General features: G+C 70.1%; 20 protein-coding genes. 6 read left to right on the forward strand and 14 right to left on the reverse strand.

Annotated features, from left to right (window positions below):
* Nucleotides 1–234 precede the first annotated feature (234 nt).
* From WME95_RS10640 to WME95_RS10690, 11 genes are all read right to left on the reverse strand, one after another.
* Nucleotides 235–1,455, reverse strand: coding sequence for a hypothetical protein (locus WME95_RS10640; protein ID WP_437908287.1), 1,221 nt, complete (start codon nt 1,453–1,455; stop codon nt 235–237).
* Nucleotides 1,456–1,654: 199 nt separating this feature from the next.
* On the reverse strand, nt 1,655–1,795 hold the full coding sequence (locus WME95_RS10645) for a hypothetical protein (RefSeq protein ID WP_437716756.1): 141 nt from the start codon (nt 1,793–1,795) through the stop codon (nt 1,655–1,657).
* Between the two features lie 218 nt (nt 1,796–2,013).
* Complete coding sequence (locus WME95_RS10650) at nt 2,014–2,196, reverse strand: hypothetical protein (RefSeq protein ID WP_437551531.1); 183 nt, start codon at nt 2,194–2,196, stop codon at nt 2,014–2,016.
* A 108-nt stretch (nt 2,197–2,304) separates the two neighbouring features.
* Nucleotides 2,305–2,604, reverse strand: a complete 300-nt coding sequence (locus WME95_RS10655; RefSeq protein WP_437908288.1) for an RNA recognition motif domain-containing protein — start codon at nt 2,602–2,604, stop codon at nt 2,305–2,307.
* 361 nt (nt 2,605–2,965) lie between these two features.
* A complete protein-coding gene (locus WME95_RS10660) occupies nt 2,966–4,036 on the reverse strand; it encodes a DUF2169 domain-containing protein (RefSeq protein WP_437908289.1) in 1,071 nt (356 codons plus the stop codon).
* Between the two features lie 31 nt (nt 4,037–4,067).
* Nucleotides 4,068–6,242 carry a type VI secretion system Vgr family protein gene (locus WME95_RS10665; protein WP_437908290.1) on the reverse strand — a complete coding sequence of 725 codons (2,175 nt, stop codon included), beginning with the start codon at nt 6,240–6,242 and terminating at the stop codon, nt 4,068–4,070.
* Between the two features lie 138 nt (nt 6,243–6,380).
* Nucleotides 6,381–7,634: a hypothetical protein gene (locus tag WME95_RS10670; RefSeq protein ID WP_437908291.1), complete on the reverse strand. Its 1,254-nt coding sequence runs from the start codon at nt 7,632–7,634 to the stop codon at nt 6,381–6,383.
* A gap of 148 nt (nt 7,635–7,782) precedes the next feature.
* Nucleotides 7,783–9,054, reverse strand: a complete 1,272-nt coding sequence (locus WME95_RS10675; protein WP_437908292.1) for a hypothetical protein — start codon at nt 9,052–9,054, stop codon at nt 7,783–7,785.
* On the reverse strand, nt 9,038–9,712 hold the full coding sequence (locus tag WME95_RS10680) for an RNA polymerase sigma factor (RefSeq protein WP_437908293.1): 675 nt from the start codon (nt 9,710–9,712) through the stop codon (nt 9,038–9,040). The genes WME95_RS10675 and WME95_RS10680 overlap by 17 nt, the downstream gene beginning before the upstream one ends.
* Before the next feature lie 247 nt (nt 9,713–9,959).
* The gene (locus WME95_RS10685) at nt 9,960–10,520 is read right to left on the reverse strand and encodes an NADPH-dependent FMN reductase (protein ID WP_012234515.1); all 561 of its coding nucleotides are present in this window, start codon (nt 10,518–10,520) and stop codon (nt 9,960–9,962) included.
* 307 nt (nt 10,521–10,827) lie between these two features.
* Nucleotides 10,828–12,240, reverse strand: a complete 1,413-nt coding sequence (locus WME95_RS10690) for a hypothetical protein (protein WP_437908294.1) — start codon at nt 12,238–12,240, stop codon at nt 10,828–10,830.
* Between the two features lie 674 nt (nt 12,241–12,914).
* Between WME95_RS10690 and WME95_RS10695 the strand changes: the two genes are divergently transcribed.
* Nucleotides 12,915–13,886, forward strand: a complete 972-nt coding sequence (locus WME95_RS10695) for an alpha/beta fold hydrolase (protein ID WP_437908295.1) — start codon at nt 12,915–12,917, stop codon at nt 13,884–13,886.
* A 79-nt stretch (nt 13,887–13,965) separates the two neighbouring features.
* On the opposite strand, the gene WME95_RS10700 is transcribed toward WME95_RS10695, so the two are convergent.
* Together WME95_RS10700 and WME95_RS10705 are read right to left on the reverse strand one after the other, a co-directional pair.
* A complete protein-coding gene (locus tag WME95_RS10700) occupies nt 13,966–14,397 on the reverse strand; it encodes a type II toxin-antitoxin system VapC family toxin (RefSeq protein ID WP_437716767.1) in 432 nt (143 codons plus the stop codon).
* A complete protein-coding gene (locus WME95_RS10705) occupies nt 14,394–14,699 on the reverse strand; it encodes a type II toxin-antitoxin system Phd/YefM family antitoxin (protein WP_437908296.1) in 306 nt (101 codons plus the stop codon). The genes WME95_RS10700 and WME95_RS10705 overlap by 4 nt, the downstream gene beginning before the upstream one ends.
* Nucleotides 14,700–14,967: 268 nt before the next feature.
* Between WME95_RS10705 and WME95_RS10710 the strand changes: the two genes are divergently transcribed.
* The 4 genes from WME95_RS10710 to WME95_RS10725 all read left to right on the forward strand — a co-directional run bounded on the left by WME95_RS10710 (nt 14,968) and on the right by WME95_RS10725 (nt 18,104).
* The gene (locus WME95_RS10710) at nt 14,968–15,321 is read left to right on the forward strand and encodes a hypothetical protein (RefSeq protein WP_437551552.1); all 354 of its coding nucleotides are present in this window, start codon (nt 14,968–14,970) and stop codon (nt 15,319–15,321) included.
* On the forward strand, nt 15,322–15,843 hold the full coding sequence (locus WME95_RS10715) for an HNH endonuclease (protein WP_437908297.1): 522 nt from the start codon (nt 15,322–15,324) through the stop codon (nt 15,841–15,843). It begins immediately after the preceding gene.
* 82 nt (nt 15,844–15,925) lie between these two features.
* Nucleotides 15,926–16,894 carry an NAD-dependent epimerase/dehydratase family protein gene (locus WME95_RS10720; protein ID WP_437908298.1) on the forward strand — a complete coding sequence of 323 codons (969 nt, stop codon included), beginning with the start codon at nt 15,926–15,928 and terminating at the stop codon, nt 16,892–16,894.
* Nucleotides 16,895–17,180: 286 nt separating this feature from the next.
* On the forward strand, nt 17,181–18,104 hold the full coding sequence (locus WME95_RS10725) for a Rieske 2Fe-2S domain-containing protein (RefSeq protein WP_437908299.1): 924 nt from the start codon (nt 17,181–17,183) through the stop codon (nt 18,102–18,104).
* 23 nt (nt 18,105–18,127) lie between these two features.
* Here WME95_RS10725 and WME95_RS10730 read toward each other — a convergent pair whose 3' ends face one another.
* Nucleotides 18,128–19,105, reverse strand: coding sequence for a D-2-hydroxyacid dehydrogenase family protein (locus tag WME95_RS10730; protein ID WP_437908300.1), 978 nt, complete (start codon nt 19,103–19,105; stop codon nt 18,128–18,130).
* A gap of 101 nt (nt 19,106–19,206) precedes the next feature.
* Between WME95_RS10730 and WME95_RS10735 the strand changes: the two genes are divergently transcribed.
* Nucleotides 19,207–19,440, forward strand: coding sequence for a multinuclear nonheme iron-dependent oxidase (locus tag WME95_RS10735; protein ID WP_437908301.1), 234 nt, complete (start codon nt 19,207–19,209; stop codon nt 19,438–19,440).
* The last annotated feature ends 37 nt before the right edge of the window (nt 19,441–19,477 follow it).

Here is a 19,477-nt window from a genome sequence, read left to right on the forward strand (position 1 = left end):
CGATCGGCGCTGCCGGCGCATCAGCTGCGTCCGCTGAGGGGGAGAGGCTGACGGACGAGAAATTCGCCCATAGCGCACCCTTTTCCCTCACGGCATCCTTGATGCCACCGCTTGTCTGTCTCACGCCGTTCGGCGTAAAACCGTGTCCCTCGATTACCGAACCGGAGGGCCGGCCTCATGCTGCGCCGTTAGGCGAACTATCTCGGTGAAAATCCAGGCTAGGCCAGCGACGCTTCAGAAGGCCGGGGAGCAGCTCTTGCCGTCGGTGGTGATCGGCTTGTCCTCGGGCTCGGCCTGCGTGAGGTCGATGGCGTGGAGATCCGTCACGTCGTCGTGGCGCAGGCAGTAGACGAGGGACGTCGCGTCGGGAGCGATCGTCACGCTATCAATGTAGGTGCCGGGCTCGGCGAGCACGAGGGGGGACATCATGGCTGTGGCCATGTCGTAGACCAGGAGGGCGCTTGTGGCTACCGTGGTGTCGTCGGCCGGGATATCGATGGTTCCGGCGAAGACAAAGCCGCTTCCGTCGCCGAGCCAGCTCGCTGGCGTAAGGGAGGGCCGCACCTGGCCTGCGCCGTAGCCCTCATCCACGAGCTTCACGGGGCTGGTGCCACCCGCTCTCGGATAGAGAAAGATGCCCTGATCTTCCGAATTCACGCACACGCTGTGAATGAGGAGGACTTCGCCGGTGGCCGGGTTGACCGAAGGTTCTATCACCGTGCAGCTCAACACCGTGGGGAAGGGCTCCGGCAAGCCACCCCCCGCCGCCACGCGCCACGGGAACGAGCCTCCTTGGAGGCTCGTTCCCTCGTACCACCAGTTGCCAAAGTCGTAGATGATGCCGGTGCCGTCGGCCGTGAACATCGGTGCGTCCACCGAGATTTGGAAGTTCGTAAGGCCCTCGCCGTCGTTGGGAAACACCGGCGTGAGGCGGCGGAAATCGGTCCCGTCGGTGGCGAGGCTCCAGAGGCGGCGGGTCGCGAGGCGGGTGTCGTTGTCTTCCTTGGTGGGGCCGTAGAGCGAAGCGAGGACGATGCGGGTGCGGTCGGGCGAGAGGGTGTGGCCCCAGATCTCCCAACCTTCACTGCCGTCGCCGCGCAGATCGGTGACCACGCGCTCGGCGCCGGTCGCGAAGTCTCGCGCGATGAGGTGATCGTGATCGGCCGTCTCCGCGCGCACGTAGAGGAACGTGCCGGCGGGGAGGGCACCCGCGCCGGTGGACGAGCCACCGCTGCCGGAAGCGCCCGTGCCGCCCGATGTGCCGGTGCTGCCGGAGGAGCCGCTGGGACCAGCGCCCCCGGCGCCGGAGGTGCCCGCGCCGCCGGAGGTGCCCGCGCCGCCGGACGTGCCCGATGTGCCGGTGGGCGACGCGGTCTCGATCGTGCACGCCGACGTCGAGCCCGCGGCGATCGCAACAAGACTGAGAACTAGCCAGCTGTTCTTCGTTGGAATCATGCGACCAGCCTAACAAACTGTACTCACGCGCATTCGCCTTTCGATCCGGCTGGATCTCAGGCTCGACCAGGTGCGCTCGACGCCTCCCCGGCGTGCGCCCTCAGTCCTCGATGCGCAGCACGCGCCGAGCTGGATGCGGCAGTTCCGCACGTCCGGATCTGTGGAGGGGCCGGGGGGTAGTCGACCCCGGCCTACCCGACTAGGGGATTTCGGGGTCGGTGTGCCTTCGCCACTCGTCCCGCGCGCTTGAGTAGGCGGTCCGGGCGGCGAGCTCGCGCTCCACGCCGGTGATGGCGGGCATCTTGCGATGGCACAGCTCCCCGGGAAGGGTGATCTCCACCTGCGTTCGTGCTTCACGCAGCGTGCCGGGCCATCCGCCGGCGGCGGGGCGGCCCTCTCGATGGAGGTCTTGACGCCAACGCCTGGCCCACGCCTGGCCCAGCGCGTTTGCGCTCTGCTCGATGAATCGTTGCCGTACGGCCGCCTGCGCCGAGCCGTCCTGGTCGGCTCCTGGCTCGGACGGGGCGCGCTCGGCGCCCTGGCTCGGCGCTGCGCGCTTCACTCGGTGACCGCAGGCTGAGGCCCCGGGACGATCCCTGCGATGTCCGGATCCTCTCCCGGCGTCCCGCTGATGGCGGAGCCCTTTCCCGTGCGGCGCGCGAGACGGTTCGCGTCTTTCTCGCGCTGCTTCTCTTGCCTCTCGCGTTCCTTCTGCCGCTTCAATGCTCCCTGTCTCTGCATGCCGAACCGGCCTTTCGGCGCCTCCGGGCGCGTTCTTCAGCACCTCATGGGTGCGTCCTGAAAGCGCAGGCGTGGCGGCGCACGAGCGCCGCCACGCCGCGCCCGTGATCAGTACCGGTCGCGACCGCCGCCGCCGCCGCCGCCGCCGAAGCCGCGCGCCGGACGCTCCTGCGCTTCGTTGACCTTCAGCGCGCGGCCATCGAGCATGGCGCCGTTCAGCTGCGAGATGGCGCTGTTCGCGGCCTGGGCCGAGCCCATGGTCACGAACGCGAAGCCGCGCGGCTGCCCCGTCTCGCGGTCGGTCGGCATCGCGATCTCACGGACCTCGCCGGCCGCGGCGAACGCAGCCTCGAGGGTCTCGCGGGTGGTGTTGAACGAAAGATTTCCTACGTAGAGACGATTTCCCATGCCATCCTGCTCTTTTACGGCCTTCTGGTGCGCTCTGCGGCGCATTCGGCCTGCCATCCGACGAAGCCGTGACGGATCGAACGGAGACGTGCGGCGCGGAACTCCCGCGCGAGCACACGGTGCGTCGTCCAGTCGTCCGAGCGAGCTGCAATCTCCCCCACGAGAGAGGGAAGAGGGAAAGCGTCGTTATAGAGGGCCAGGGACGATCGTGAGGAGGGCATCCTAGCCCGGTGCATCGTCGTCCGCAAGCGCGCCGTTCCGTCTTCGAGTCGGGTCCTGAAGCGGGCCCGAACGCACATGCCAGGCTGCGCCGTGACACCGTCCACCTCTGGCGCCTCGAGACGAGCCTCGACCGCCGGCCTCACCGGTCGTGCGCGATCCGGTAACTCCCCGGGATCACCGCCGGCGGTGGCCCGTCGTACAGCGTCGCCGTGCGCCGCTCCTCCTTGCGGACGTGGTACTCGAACACGCAGCGCAGGGAGAAGAACACCCGGCCTTCCCCCGCGACGATCCCTATCTGATCGAGGTGCATGGGAAAGACGACCTCTCGCTCCTCGAGCTGCACATGGATGTGCATCCGCAGGTCGGGCATCGCGAACGCGAGCTCCCCGCCGCGCAGGCCGTGCGTGAGCCGGATCCCGTCGCCCGGCCTCGGCTCGCCGCCTGCCTCGATCATCATGCCCGGGTGCCCCATGTTGAAGAACGTGGGGAGGATGTCCCTGTGCCCCACCTTGAATTCAGGCGCCCTGTCGGGCGTGAGCCGGCTCGGGTCCGGCGCGGCGGCGCTCGTCGCCGCCTTCACGCGGAGCGCGCCCTCGCCAGGGTAATACCCCAGGCCGACGGGATCGGGGGAGTCGCCGAACGAGCGGAGCAGCCGGTTCGGGTCCTCGAGGTTGGGCAGCGGCTTCCCGAGCGCGCTCTTCGCGTCGAGGTAGAACCCTCGCCCCGCCGGGTTGGGCGTGAAGGGCATGTCGAGCCCGTAGTCGGTAGGGCAGGTCCCGCCGAAGGCGCGCCCGTAGTCGAGCTCCATCGAGACGAACGACTCCGGCTCGCTCGGGACCAGGGCGCCGCCGGCCCCGGGCACCCAGGAGCGGTCGCCGAAGACGGCGATCCGCCGCCGGAAGCTCCGCCCCACCTCGAGCTCGACGTCGAGGCGCGGCCTCGCAGCGCCGCCGGGCTGGCGCACCTTCCCGCCGAGCAGCACGTCGATCCCGCCCATGTAGAACGGCTTGTCCCCCGGCATCTTGCCGAGCGCCGTCGCGACGGGCTCGCCCGAGATCGGCCACGGCTCGTCGGGCGTGGCGACGAGCGCGCCGCCGGCGACCCGGAAGGTGGGCCGCGCGATCGCGCAGCCCAGCATGTGGTCGTCGCTGCGCGCCGACGCTGTCCTGAGGAGGCGCGCCAGGTGCCTTGTCTCGTTGCGAAGCTTCACGGATCGAGCCCTCTCCGCCGCGGCGCCGCGCTCAGCAGTTCAGGCGCACGGCGCCGCCGTCGAGCTTCTCCGTGGCGCTCCCGTTGGTCACGTAGATCCCGTCCGAGGTGATCTCGATCTTCGCGGACTTGCCCTCGGCGTCGGTCGAATTGCCGATCTCGAGGACGATCTTCTTCTGGGCGCGGATCCGGATCGTCGAGTCGGCGAACAGGGTGAGATCGGGTCCGCCGATCTGGACCTCCTGCTCGGACTCGACGCGCACCTCTCCGGCGCACGTCATCTCCAGCGCGCCGTCGGTGATCGCCCACTCGAGCGAGCCCGCGCTGAGCGTGCAGTGCCCGTCGACGACCTGCTGCATCGTGCCGCCGACCGAGAGGGTGAGGTTGCCCGCCACGCGCCTCGACTCGTCGTCCAGGGACGAGATCGCGTGCGCCCCGGTGACGATGACCGTCCGATCACCGCTCACCTTGACCGACTCGTCCCCGCCGACGCACGCGCTGCGGTCCCCGGCGACGATGTCGCGGCGGTCCCCGACGACGCTCGCCGTGTGATCGCCCGCGACCGAGAGCCAGCTGTCGGCGCCGACCGAGGTGGTCCGATCCGCGGCCACCGTCCTGGTCTCGGCCGCACCCACGGTCACGGTGCGCGCGCCCGCGATCGTCACCGTCTCCGCGCCGCCGACGGTCTTCGTGCGGTCGCCCGTCACCGCGAGCGCGTCGTCGCCGCCGACGTTGCGGCGCGCGTCGTTCAGGGCCTCGACCTTGAGGTCGCGCTGGGCGCGGAGGTAGACCTCTTCCCGGCCTGACTGGTCCTCGAAGCGGAGCTCGTTGTACCCGCCGCCTCCCGGCGTGGTCTGGGTCCGCAAGGCCGACTTGGTCTTCTCGGCAGGCAGCGCGTACGGATAGGGGCTCACGACCGTGTACACCCGCCCGGTCACGATCGGCCGGTCCGGATCGCCGTCGAGGAACTCGACGAGCACAGCGCTCCCGACGCGCGGGATGTGCATCGCCCCGTAGCCGGCCCCCGACGCCATCTGCGCGACGTGGACCCAGCACGCGTTCTCCGAGGCGCTGCCGTTGCGATCCCAGTGCAGCCTGACCCTCACGCGCCCGTCGCTGTCCGTCTCGATCTCGGCCCCCTGCGTCCCGACCACGGTCGCGGCCTGCGGGCCGGCGATGCGCGGCTTTGGCGTCCTGCACGGGGGCCGGAAGGCGACGCCGGCCGGGACGCACTCGAACGTGCAGCGGTACCCCTCCTTGCTGTCGAACCGGGCCGCGTGCTGGAGCCGGGTGACGAGGTACTCCGCGTTGAAGCTCTCCCTCGGGTGATCCTCGAGCCGGAACCGCGCGCCGGGCGCGAGCCGCACGGAGAAGGCCTCGCCCTGCCCCACGGCGGCGGTCGCCTGGAGCGCGTCGAGGCGGACCTCCGCCGCGGGGCTGGCCGGGTACGCGAACACGGCGAGGTCCGTGTGCCGCCCCTTCTCGGCCGCCGTGTCCACGACCGAGGCGGGGTTCTCGAACGGCACGTCGCGCGTCGTGACCTTCCCCGGCCGGACCCGCTGCGCGAAGCGGAACGTATCGATGCCTTCTCCGGCGTGGATCGACCCCGTCACCGGCCGATACCGGAGCTCCTTCGGGGAGATGGGCGAGTGGACCTGCGCCGTGTCGGAGATCATCAGGGTCGCGCCAGCGTCGGTGTGCTCGAAGTAATAGAAGATGCCTTCTTCCTCCATGAGGCGGCCGAGGAACGCCCAGTCCGATTCGCGGTACTGGACGCAGACGTCGCGCGCCTCGTAGCCGCGCTGGAGCACGATCTGGTAACGCCGGACGCCGCCGAGCTTCAGCACGCGCTCGATGACCTCGGCCGTGGTGACGCCCTGGAAGATGCGGCAATCGTACCGCTGGTCGAGGAGCCAGACCTCGGGCACCAGCGTGGCGCGGTAGGCGGCGTGGTGCTCCGAGGTGTGGACCTGCTCGAACCGGCTGACGATCCCGTGCAGGTGGCGGCCGCTGGCGCCGTGATCGAGCGTCAGCACGGCCGACTCGGCGACGAGCGCGTCGAGGTCGAGGTCGGTGTCGGCGCACTCGACGGTGATATCGAAGGCGTAGAGCTCCGACATCGCCTCCGCGCCTGAGAGCTCCTTCACCTCGAGCGAGGTCTTGAGTCCATCGATCGTGAGTCGTGCGCGGACGAGGGGCGGGGCCACGGCCATGAGAACCTCGGAAGAAGTTCGGCCATCAGAGCCGATGTCGCGCCGATGTGCAAACACGTTGCGCGGCCGGCCGCGCCGGGCGAGCTGTGCGGTGCAGGTGCGAGCCCGGGGTTCCGCGCGGTCGCGCCGGCGCTACCGAGGGGGCGGGGTCTTCGAGGCGCAGCAAGTGAACTTGGCGTAGCTCGACTCGTGGGCGGCGCAGCGGCCATCGTACCCGTAGTCGAACGCCGAGAGATCCGCGCCGTCGCTCGCGCACGTGGCGTAGGCCCGTTCCTTGAGGGCGGCCATGTCGATGCACGAGGTGCCGTCGCCCAGAGAACCACCCCAGCAGGCCTCCGGCGGAGGAGGAGGAGGCTCGGCGCCGCAGCACTCGAAGACGGCCTTGCTGGTCTCGTAGCCGGTGCAGCGCGGGTTGTCCTCCTCGTACGTGAAGGAGGTGAACCTGGCGCCCGCGCTCACGCACGTCGCATAGGCCCGATCCTTCATGACCGAGCGGTCGACGCAGGAGAGGCCATCGCCGAGCTCGCCCTTCCAGCATGCGCCGGACGGAGGAGGCGGCGGAGGAGGAGGCTCGCTACCGCAGCACTCGAAGTAACCCCAGGTGGTCTCGTGGGCTGCGCAGCTCGGGTTGTTCCGCTCGTAATCGAAGAAGGTGAGGTCTGCGGCCGAGCGTGAGCACGCCGCATAGGCCTGATCCTTGAGCGCGGAGGGATCGACGCAGGATCTGCGATCGCCCAGCTCGCCCTTCCAGCACGCGCGCGGCGGGGGGGGCGGCGGCGTGGAGCCGCAGCACTCGAAGGTGGCCTTGGTGGCCTCGTTCGGGCCGCAGCGCCCGGGGTCCGGCAGGGCGTCGAGCCAGGTGAGCTGGGCGCCCGCGCTCACGCACATCGCGTAAGCCCGATCCTTGATGGCGCCCAGGTCGATGCAGGAGGACCCGTCGCCCAGCTCGCCCTTCCAGCACGAGTTCGGCGGCGGCGGCGGAGGTGGCGGCTCGCCGCCGCAGCACTCGAAGACCACCTCGCTGCTCTCGTGCTCGGCGCAGCTCGGGTTGAGGGTGTCGCTCACGAAGCTCGCGAGCTCCGCGCCCATCCTCGCGCACCTCGCCTGGGCGTGATCCCGGAGCATGGCCGTGTCGTGGCACGTGAACCCGTCGCCCATGTCCCCGAGCCAGCACGCCGAGGGCGGGGGAGGCAACGTTCCCCCGCCGCCCTCCGACCCCGGGTCCTCGCCGCCGCCCGTCCCAGGATTGGCGTCCCCGCCTTCCCCGCCCGTCGAGCCCGCTGGTGGATCGGGATCCGGCGCCAGGGTGATGGTGCACCCCGAGCCGACGAGGAGACTGGATATCGAGACGCTGAGCAATAGACCTATCGCAAGGGAAGTCCGCATCGTGATCCTCCGTGAAAGCCGGCGTTGCGCCGGACAGCTCCGAGCGCGCGCCGCTCGAGCTCGGGTCAGCGCGCCCTCTCCGTCGTGTCGCTCTCCATCTATCAACCGCGACGAGGCCGGCGGTTTCCTCGGGCGGGCGATTTCGCGATCAGAAGGGGCAGCAGGTGTAGCTCAGGCTCGTGGCCGTGGCGTCGGTGCAGGCGACGTGTTTGTCCCCGAACACGCGACGGAAGAGATAGTGGCCATTGCCCCTGCAGAGCGCCGTGGCCTCGGCATCCAGCTTCTCGTACGGCTGGCATGCCTCACCGAAGTCGATCTCGCTCGTCCAGCACGACGGCGAAGGCAGCGGATCCCCCAGGGGACAGCACTCGTAGTAGACCCTGGTCGTCTCGTGGTCACCGCAGGCCCCGTCGGGCTGCTCCTGATCGAGGGAGCGGAGCTCCGTGTCCCTTTCCCTGCACATCATGTAGACCTCGTCCTTGACATACGTCGTGTCGAAGCACGTGACGCCGTCGCCGAGCACCCCTTTCCAGCACGTGGTCAGCGCCATCCTCCCGCACGTGTACTCGGCGTCGAGGTAGCTCCCGTGATCGCAGGGATCGAGCAGCGTCAAATCCGCGACGATGAGGCCCTGCGCCTCGCACCGTGCCCTGGCCTCACGCCGCAACGCGTCCGCGGTCTGGCAGAGCGCCTCGTCCCGCGGGGCCGCCGGATCTTCGGTCGTGGGTCCTTGGGCGTCCGTGGCACGGGTGCCTTCTCCGCTCTCGCCCTCGTGCGCGGCCGCTTCCGCGGGGACGCCTCCGGAGCCTCGGCGCAGCGGGGCGTGAGGGCCGCGCTGCGCGAGAGGAGATAGCCCTTCCGGGCCATCAACCCATCTCCGTCCCAGCGTGTGCGGGGAGGTCAGCGGCTCGACGCGCCCGCGCGCCGGCGGAGGCGAGGCGCGGTCGACAGGGAGCCGGCTGTCGTCCAGGAGCCCTGGGGTGTCGTTCGCGTCCCGCGGCGGCACGGCGCTGCGCGGCACGGGCGGCGCCGGAGCGAGCCGGCGGGGAGGTTCCTGGAGGAGCGGGGCGCGGATCCGGGGAGGCGGCGCTGTCGGGCCGTGGGCCGGCGTGCGCTCCAGGAGCCCGCCGTCCGCGGGAGGCGGATCGCCGGCGAGCTCGATCGCTTGTTCGACGGGGCGCTCTGTGAAGATCGAGCCGGGTGTGAGGCCCTGGAGCGCGGTGCCCAGGGCGACGGCGCTCGCGCTGGCGCCCAGCGCCAGCACGAGCGAGCGCCCCCCGCTCCCGCCCATGAAAGGCCGCCGCCCGCGCCCGTCGAGCTCCGCGACGAGGCGCGCCTCGAGCCGAGGCGACGGCTTCACCGCGGCGAGCTGCTCGTCCACCTCGCGCAGCAACGCGAGCAGATCACGGTTTCGCGTCATGGCCCACCTCCCATCCGGCGTCGCGGAGCTGCGCAACCGCCTTTTGAATCAGCTTGCAGACGTATCCCTTGGAGTGGCCGAGTATCTTCCCGATCTCCTCCTGCTCCTTGCCGTCGAGATAGAACATCGAGAAAGCGACCTGTTCTTTGGGAGGCAGCGTGCCCAGCGTCTCGAGCGCGCGGCGCAGATCGTCGCGCGCGATCGTCACTTCATCGAGGGGGCTGCGCTCGCCCTCGCCTTGCCCGAGCAGCCAGCGGATGGGCGGGAGCGCGAGGAATCGGTCCCGTCGCAGCCGGTTCAGGCAGCGATTCGAGGTCGTCCTGTACAGCCACCCCTCGAGGTTGTCTCGCTCGGTCAGGGTCTCGAGCGCCTTCATCAGGTCGAGGAAGACGTCCTGCGTCACGTCCTCTGCCCAGGCCACGTTGCCGCGGCCGTAGCGGAGCGCGAGGCGGTACACCAGGCGATGGTGGTTGCGGTAGAGCGCGCCGAGTTCGTGCGCCTCTTCGCCGGAGCGCTGCGTCACGGCGGGTGGGAGCTTCCGCTCCGGAGGCACGGCGATGTCGTCCGGCGGAGCGCTCCGGCCTCCGTCCCCGGGAGGGGGGAGCAGCTCCTCCGCCCGGGTCTGGCCCTCGAAATGAGGCCGCGCGGCGAGGTTCACCGGCGCCTCCGAGCGAGGGTCCCGTCCGCCGTGAAGCCCCACGAGCCGACCAAGGGTTGCGCCATCTGACACCCTACACAATCGAGGTCGGCGCTGGTTTCCTGTCGGCGGTCTCAGGCGCCGATTTCCCCTCCACGGGGTGCTCCTGGTACCCTCCTGCAACGTCCGCGGTAGAATCGGCGAACGCCACGAGAATCGCTGCGGGTCGGCGTCGTCGGGCCCGTGAGGCTCCGCGAGCGCGCCTTGCTCACCCGGTGCGCAGCGTCTTCATCGCTCCGGCCCACGCGAGCAGCTGATCGAGCAAGGTGCCGACGGACTTCTCGTGGCGGGGGCGGGGCTTGAACACGCTGAAATTTTCGAAGTCGTCGAACAGAGAGAGCATGACCTGCGAGCGCACGTCCGCGATCTGGAGCTCGGCCATGACGAGCCGGAGGTGCTCGACGGCGCGTGAGCCTCCCGCGCTGCCGTAGCTCACGAAGCCAGCCGCCTTGTTGTTCCACTCCTTGTACAGGTAATCGATCGCGTTCTTGAGCGCGCCCGAGGTGCCGTGGTTGTACTCCGGCGTGACGAACACGAAGGCGTCGAACGAATCGATCTTCGCCGCCCACGCCTTGGTGTGAGGCTTGGTGTACTGTCCCATCGACGGGGGCGCCGGCTCGTCGAGCAACGGCAGGTCGAAATCCTTGATATCGACGAGCTCGTAGTCGGCGCCGCCCTTCTTCGTCGCCACGTCGTGCACCCACTTCGCGACAGCCTCGCCGTTGCGGCCCGGCCGCGTGCTCCCCAGGATGATCGCCACCTTCAACATGTCTGCTCTCCAGGGCAATAGCCCCGCTCCGCTCGAGCCGACAGGCGGCGTGATGCGCATTCCCACGACGCCGCGGTGGAGAGGAGGGGGCTCACGAGGTTGCTACCAGCTCGGCTACTACCAGCCAGGCAGGCTTCCCGCCAGCCAGGTGTCGCGGGAGCGCGCGATCCCTGAACCCGTGCGAACCCGTGCCGCCGCTTGCGCGGCCGCAGGCGCCAGGGGGTGCGCCCTGGTACGGGCATGCGGGCCGCGCCATGGGACTTGCCGCGTTATCGTCCAGGCTCGTCCCGGGCGTGGGGGGCGGACATCACGGGGCGGGATCGCCGGCGCCGAGCCCCGAGATCGCCTGGCGTACGATACCGCCCCGGACCCAGACCCAGACCTCGCGGGAGTCCACGTGAGCGATGTTCTGGATAGCGAAGAGCTCGGGCGGCGTCGTGAACGACCAGTGATGGGCGTCGGACAGGCGGTAGACGTGGATCACGTCCTCGCCGATCGCATAGACGGCATAGAAGCCCTCCCCGGCGGCCGAGATCGGGTATCCGATGATCGGGCCCGGCCGGCGCTCCTCCGGAGCGAGAGCCGCCTTCGTCGCCGCGAAGGGGCTGGTCCAGAGGCTGGACGCCCCGTAGAGCCCGTCGTCGGAGTAGGGCTCCGCCTCCAGCCACACGAGCGTCTGGCCGTCGCTCTTGACGTCGGCGATGACCCGAGGCGACTCCGCCCGGAGCAGCGGTTCGATGGTGTGGGTCTGGCGGCTCCAGATCCACCCCTCGGACGTGGCGTCTTCGAGGGTCGCCAGGCCGAGCGCATGATCGCCGACTGGAACCATCTCGTAGAACGATGGCGCGTCGTTGCCAGACTGGCGACCGAACCTCTTGGCCTGGCCGCTGATCCTGTCGTAGATGTTGACCGTGCCGGACCCGGGCCCCGATAGCGCGAGGGTGTCGTCGGTCGTGTAGAGGCCGTGGCTCGGCGCGTCGACCGGGATGGGTTGGCTCGCGGTGGCGAGCGCGTCGTAGCCGGAGACGAGGTAGGCCGAGCCGGGCGCCTCGACGCTCACCCTCTGCGCGCCGAGCCAGACCCGCTCATGACCGACGCTGGGCACCGTCGGTATGCAGTACTCCTGTCTCGGGTTGGTCTCGGGCACGGTCGGCTCGAGGTCCTTGTAGCGCCATGCGGCCAGCGGTGTCCCGTCGGCGTCGTAGACGCCGGTCCGTCGCTCACCCCGGTACTCGAAATACAGCCCGACGCGGTAGCCGTCGCCCCATCGAACGACGGTCGGCGAGGCGGTCCACGGATACTTGCCGGCGTCCCAGTCGACGACGAGCGACGTGCAGCCCGGAGCGCTGCCCGGGCACTGCTCCCAGCGCAAGGACGGCAGCGCCTTGCTGGGCTCGTCGGCGACGTCGACCTGGCACCTTTCGAGCCAACCCGTGGCTCTCCAGGTGCTGTCGCCTGGATCTTGAGGCGCCTCGGGGGGAGCGTCCGGGCCAGCGTCACCCGGGACGCCGGCGCCGGCCGCCGCCTCGCTTGCAGTCCCGGACCCGTGCGTGCTGGCCTGGGTCGCGTCAACGGTCGCCGGATGTCCGCCGGTGCCGCCGGTGCCGTCGACGCTCGGAGGCTCGGGCGCGCCGCGAGAGCAGCTCGCCGAGAGGGCCGAGAGGGAGAAGAAGAATGGCACGGCGCGCGCCGCGCGTCGGGCAAGGAGGTCGTGTTGCATGGCTCAGAATACCGTGGAAGCGCCGGTCAATCCGCTTCCTGAACTGTCGTCAGCAGCGTTAGCAACCGCGTTAGCAACGGCCGTGCCCGCCGTGGTTCTGCTCGGCGGCTCTGGTGCCTTGGCGGACGCGCTCGGGGCGCCGCACGCCGCAGATGCTGGGGATATCGACCGAAGAAGGCGCTTTCCATCCCGCGCGCAGGGCCAGCGCTCTGCCGGCGCCTCGGGGGTGACCGCGGCGCTCCACGCGCCACGACCGTGACATGTCACGCCGCGACCGTGACGTGTCACGCCGCGACCGTGACATGTCACGGGCGTGCGACGCTACCGCGCAGAAAAGATCAAGGCGATTCATGGCAGCTGATCTCAAGCCACCCCCCTCCGATTTATCGCGTCCGGTTCATGGCATGATACAGCGCGCGCCGTCGCGATCGCGGCGCCGCGCGGCCTGTCTCCTGCGTGGACACGCCCCGGCGTCGGAGATTTGCTTGCGCCGTTTATAATTTGTATTTACTTGCGGCCTTGGTCCGTTCGTGAACAATCTGCCCGACGGCGCGGTCGAGATGATCGTCAATCCGGGCGATCGCCGCGGTCGCGTCGAGACTCTTCCTTTTGGCTGTGGCAGCGTGTGATCGAGGGGCAGCCTCGCGCGCGGCCGGCAGTGGAGATCAAGAGCCATGACCGACAAGAAGCAAGCAGCACCTTCGTCCAGCTCGACCCCTACCCGTCGCCAGGTGCTGAAGCAGGCGGTGGGCCTCGGCGCGGGGCTGGCCGCCACGAGCTTGCTCGGTGGCGAGGCGTCGGCGGCGCCGCGCATCCGCTCCGGGACCTTCACGACGAGCGATGGGGTCGCCCTCAACTACCTGGAGGCGGGGAGGGGGAGGCCGCTGCTGCTCCTGCACGGGTGGTCTCAGTCGGCCGCGCTGTACAGGGCGCAGATCCTCGCCTTCGCGCGGCACCACCATGTCTTCGCGCTCGACTGGCGCGGACATGGCGAGTCGGAGAAGCCCGAGCACGGCTACCGCATGGCGCGCTTCAGCAGGGATCTTTACGAATTCATCCGCGGGATGGGGCTCAAGCACCTCTCCGTCCTCGGTCACTCGATGGGCTGCGGCGCGCTCTACGGCTACTGGGACAACTACGGGGGACGCTACATCGACCGCCTGATCCTTGTCGACGTGGGCCCTGCGATGACGGCCTGGCCCGACTGGTCCGCGGAAGAGGCGGTCGAGGCGGGGGCCCTGTTCACCCCGCAGACGCTCCACGAGACGGCGGCCGCGCTGCGCGGGCCCGACGGGATCGCCACGACCTACGGGCTCGTGGCCACCATGTTCACCCCCGGCTACCCGGCGGATCAGCTCGCCTTGGTCGTCGAGCAGAACCTGAAGCTCCCGCGCGAGTACGCCGCCAAGCTGCTCGTAAACCAGGCCGAGCAGGACTGGAGGGACGTGATCCCGCGGATCGACGTGCCCACGCTCGTCGTCGGCGGAGATGCGAGCATCTTCAACCCCATCTCCCAGCAGTGGGTCGCCGACCAGATCCCCGGCGCCGAGCTCCTCCTCTTCGGCGCGGACGAGGGGGGCAGCCACTTCATGTGGCTCGAGAACCCCGAGAAGTTCAACGAGGATGTCCTCGACTTCCTCGGCTGAGCCGCGCCGCCCTTGAGCGGCTGTCGCGCGCGGCTGCGCGGCGGCACCTGCCTTCGCTGTCGATACGATGACTCGGCGCCTACTGCTTCTTTCTGCTCGACCAGTTCTCGATCGGCAGGCCCTGAAATCGCCGAAAATCTCGGGTGTTCACCGTTACCAGGATCAGGTCGTTGCTCTTCGCGATGGCGGCGATTTGGCCGTCCACGAACGGTGCCGGCGTTCCCTTTCCATCAAGCCGAGCGCGCTCGTCGGCATGCCATGCCGAGGCCGCGGCATCGTACGGCAGGATGGGAAGAGACAGGTAGACGACCTCGCGCAGGTACGCCTCCAGCGCCGTGCGCCGCTTGCCTGAGGGCAGGAGCCGACAGCCGTACCACAGCTCGTGCCACACGGGGGCGGCGAGCGCGCTCTCGTGCGCGTGGGCCTCGATCTTCGCGAGCATCGCCTCGTCGGGCGCCTGCTTCATCGGCTCCGAGATCGTGGAGGTGTCGAGCAAGAAGCGCGGGCTCACAGCTTGACCTGTCGACCCGGCGAACGGTCGCGAACGGACGCGGCGAAGTCGCGCTCCAGGCCCACCTCATCGAGGTCGTGCCTCTTCCGGAATGCACGGTACGCGTCGCCGAAGCTCGGTCGATCCGAGCGCAGCCGCTCGAACTCCTCCCGGGACAAGACGACCGCCACGGGGCGACCTCTCCGGGTGAGCTCGACGACCTCACCCGCTTCCGCTTGCTCGATGATAGAGGGGAGATGGGCCCGAGCTTCTGCGACGGAGTAGCGATGCGCCATTCCATAGATGTACACGAAGTTGTACATTCGTGCAACCGGGCGAAATGGCTCGGGTTGCGCAGCTCGGCGGCAGGACCGGTCTTGGCGCCGGAGCACTCCCTCCGACGATCCCGCCGACGATAAGTGGGTCGCGACCAACGAGTCGGCACCGGGGGCCACGTGCGTGTGCAGTCAGCCTGCATGCGCGTGCTGCCAGACTGGAGATGGCGGCGGCTGTGCCATTTGCGTCGCCACACGTCGCGAGCGCCTGCCGTTGCCCCTGCGCTCCCAGCCTGGTATGGGTAGGGTGGCTGCCATGAGCTGGACCGAGGACGACCAGAGCAAGCTCGACCGCCTCCGTGACAGGGAGCTTTCCGGCACGCTGACACAGCCTGAGCAGGAGGAGCTCGCGGCGCTGATGGCCCGGATCGAGGCGGAGGAGGCGGCGGTGCTTGCCCCGGAGATGGCTCGGTTGCGTGCCGAGGCCGGCGAGCTGGCGGTCGAGCTGGCCAGCGTCGAGGGCGAGAACGAGCAACTGGCCCAGCTCATGGCACAGCAACAGGCCCTCGTGACCGACACGCGCAGGTTCCTCGAAGAGTTCGATCGGCGCCGCGCGTCCATCCTCGACGGACTTGCCCGCGTCGCCGGCGGGCCGCTCCCCGCTGCATGAATGGCCGTCTCCACTGAAGCGCGCGCAATCGTGCGGGCCACCTTCGGTGGACGGTGTGGTTACTGCGGCGTTTCCGAAACGTCGGTGGGAGGCGAGCTGGAGATTGATCACTTCTACCCGCTCGCGGCGGGTGGTTCCGACGACATCGAGAACCTCGTCTACGCTTGCACCGCGTGCAATCGGTTCAAGGGCGATTATGCCCCCGCACACGGCGCACCGGACAGCTTGCGGCTTCTTCGCCCTCAGCGTGACGATCTCGGCGCGCACGTCGAGGAGACAGTTCACGGTCGGCTGATCGGGCTGACGCCTCGCGGCTGGTTTCACATCCAGCGTCTTCATCTGAACCGCCCGCTGCTCGTCGAGCGGCGCCAGTTGCACCGCGTCCTTCAACAGCAGAAAGCCGACCTCTCGCGGTCACGAGAGGCGGAGTCGCGTCTGCGGCGGGAAAATGATGCACTCCAAGGCGAGATCGCTCGCTTGCGGGCAGTCGTGGTCGCTTTGCTTGGTGGAGGCGAGAGGTGAGACGACGCGACCGCTGCGCCCGTCCCGGCCTCGCCGCTGGTCGCATTGGACATCCAGTGAGAGCGCGGGCATCGTGGCGGCCATGAAGGTCTTCGTTACAGGGGGCTCGGGGTTCATCGGAGGCCATCTCATCGAGGGGCTCGTGCGCGCCGGTCACGAGGTGAGCGCGCTGGCGCGCTCGCCGAGGAGCGCTGACGTCGTGCGACGTTATGGCGCGACGCCGGTCGCGGCGGATCTCGCGACGCTGAAGGGCGAGGACCTCGCGGGCGCCGAGGCCGCGGTGCACTGCGCCGCGGTTGTCGAGGAGTGGGGGACGCGCGCGCAGTTCTGGGAGGGCAACGTGGAGGGGACGGGGCGGGTGCTCGCCGCGGCGCGCGCCGCCGGTGTGCGCCGGTTCGTCCACGTCGGCACCGAGGCGGCGCTCTTCGATGGCCACGATCTCATCGATATCGACGAGACGCACCCTTATCCCGAGAGGCAGCGCTTCCTGTACTCGGAGACGAAGGCAGAGGCGGAGCGGCGCGTGCTCGCGGCGCACGAACCCGGCGGCATGACCACCGTCTCCATTCGCCCGCGCTTCGTCTGGGGCCCACGGGACGCGACGGTGCTGCCCGTCGTGCTGCGCATGGCGCGGGAGGGGAGCTTCGCCTGGCTCGACGGCGGCGGCGCGCGCACGTCGACGACGCACGTCGCGAACCTCGTGCACGCGCTGCTGCTCGCCCTGGAGCGCGGCCAGGGCGGGCGCGCCTACTTCGTCGCCGACGACGGCACGCGCACGCTTCGCGAGTTCCTGACGGCTCTGGCGCGGACGCAAGGGGTGGCGCTGCCCGGGCGCAGCATCCCGAGCGCCGTCGTCCTCCCGCTCGCGGCCGCGATCGAGGGCGCCTGGCGCCTCCTCGGCGTCCGCCGGGCACCGCCGATGACCCGCTTCGCCGCCGCCATGATGTCGCGTTCGGTGACCGTGAAGACCGACCGCGCCCGCGCCGAGCTCGGGTATGCGCCTGTCATCGGCGTGGACGAGGGGCTGGAGCAGCTCGCGGCGGCGCGCTGACAGGGGACGAGCCGCGGGCGGTGAACACCGGGGATCCCGCCGGCGGCGATCGGCAGAGAGCTCGCGGGCGGGCAGGGCAAGCGGCGGACAGGCGGCCTCACCAGGAGCGCGGCCGCCCGCTCGGGCGCGCGAGGCCCGCAGGAGCCAGCTTGGCGGTACCTCGGCGCGTCCGGGTCTCGTAAGATGACGAGCTCATGCCGCGATCAACGGTACGACAAGGCCCCTCCGCCCCGCGCTGCATGAGCGTACGGGCGACCCCGACAGACGTTGAGCCGAGGAGACCCACGTGAGCGCTCGAATCCCTCTGCAGCCCTTCCCCCAAGGCTGGTTCCAGGTCGCCACCTCGGACGAGCTGCCCGCGGGCGGGCCCGTTTCGCTCCGCTGCTTCGGGCAGGATCTGGTGCTGTTCCGGACGCAGGACGGACAGGCCCGGGTCCTCGACGCCCACTGCCCTCACATGGGCGCGCACCTCGGGGTGGGCGGCCGCGTCGAGCAGGGCGGCATCCGGTGCCCGTTCCACGGGTGGGTGATCTCCGGCGAAGGGAAGTGCGTGCACATCCCCTATGCGGACACGATCCCGCCGAGAGCGAGGACCCGCGCCTGGGAGGTACGGGAGCTCGACGGCCTGATCCTGGTCCACCACGCGCTCGGCGGCGAGCCCGCTGCCTTCGAGATCCCGCCGCTCGCCGAGGCGCGCTCGCCGGAGTGGTCCCTGAGCCTGAGCAAGCGCTGGAGGGTCCGGACGCACGTCCAGGAGACCCTCGAGAACATCGTGGATCCGGCGCACTTCGTCGCGGTGCACGGCATGCTGGTGCCGCCTCGGACCGAGATCGAGATCGAGGGCCACATCATCCGATCCAGGTCCGCGGTGAAGCAGAAGGGCCCGGGAGGGCAGGTGGTCGACGGCACGATCACATGGGAAGGCCACGGCATGGGGTACGGGACGATCCGCTTCACCGGCATCGTCGAGCTCCTCTTCGTGAACACGGTCACCCCGATCGACGAGGATCTCGTCGACATCCGCGTCGCCTTCTGGCTGCGCAACGACGGCGCGAAGCGCCTCGGCCAGGCCGTGGCCGCGGAGGTCTGCCGGCAGATCGAGGAGGACATCCCGATCTGGGAGAACAAGATCTACCGCGCTCAGCCCGTCCTGTGCGCCGGGGAGAAAGGCATCATGACGTTCCGCAAGTGGAGCAGCCAGTTCCTCTGACGCGCGGGGCGCGGCGGCGGAGCCTATCCGAGCGGGGCCACATCGACCGGGAGCTGGTTCAAGGGCCGCAGCGCCTTGCCGTCGAGGAAGGCGCGGATGTCCTCGACCGCCTGGCCATAGACCAGGCGATAGCCCTCCTCGGTGACATAGCCGAGGTGCGGCGTGATCACCGTGTTGTCGAGCGCGAGCAGCGGGTGATCCGCGGGCAGCGGCTCGGGCTCGAAGACGTCGAGCGCCGCGCCGGCGATGCGACGCGCGCGCAGGGCGGCGAGCAGCGCCGCCTCGTCGAGGATGGGTCCGCGCGAGGTGTTGACGAGGAACGCGGTCGGCTTCATCCGCCCGAGCTCGGCCGCGCCGACCAGCCCGCGGGTGCGCGGGCTCAGCACGAGGTGGATGCTGACGACATCGGCGCCGGCGAAGAGGTCGTCCTTCGGGACGAGGCGGGCGCCCACCTCGGCGGCGCGCTCGGCGGTGAGGTTCTGGCTCCAGGCGATGACCTCCATGCCGAAGGCGCGGCCCACCTGCGCGACCTGGCCGCCGAGCTTGCCGAGCCCGACGAGCCCGAGCGTCTTGCCCTTGAGGCCGAGGCCGAGCGTCGTCTGCCAGCGGCCCGCCCGCGCGGCGCGGTCCTCGGCCGGGATGTGCCGGAAGAGCGCGAGGATGAGCCCCCAGGTGAGCTCCGCCGTCGGGTAGGGCAGCATGTCGGTGCCCGAGACCTGGACGCGGCGCTCGGTCGCGGCCGCGAGGTCGATCGAGGCGTTGCGCATGCCCGCCGTGACCAGCAGCCGGAGGCCGTCGAGCCTCTCGAACAGCGCGCGCGGGAACGGCGTGCGCTCGCGCATCAGCACCACGGCCTGGAAGGGGCGCAGCCGCGCGGCCAGGGCCTCGAGGTCGTCGAGGTGGTCGGTGAAGGCCTGCACCTCGGCCGCCGGGAGGAGGCTCCGCCAGTCGGCCATCCGGAGCGCCACGCCCTGGTAGTCGTCGAGGATCGCCACGCGCATGGGTGCTGCCTCTCGCATCTCGGGTGAGCTCGACTTCTAGCCGATCCCGATGGCCTCTGTTCCGGATCCCTCCGCGAGGGCAGACTGAGGCAGGTCCCCGCGTGCTCGTGCCCGCCCCCAGATCGCCCCTCTCCGGTGCCGGCGCCGTCGGCGCTGGATTCCGCCCCGAGCTCGCGGCCGATCTGCTGTCCGCGCCCGGCGCGGTGGACTTCGTCGAGGTCGTCGCCGAGGCCTGCTTCGCGAGCCCGGCCGCGCGGCGCGAGGCCTCGGCCATCGCGCGCATCTGGCCGGTGGTGCCCCACGGCGTGAAGCTCTCGCTCGGCAGCGGGGAGTGAGGGAGGTACCCCAGTCGGCCGCAAAATTCCCTCAGTT

Origin of the sequence: Sorangium sp. So ce327 (assembly GCF_051530205.1) — a bacterium.
Lineage (GTDB): Bacteria > Myxococcota_A > Polyangia > Polyangiales > Polyangiaceae > Sorangium > Sorangium cellulosum_B.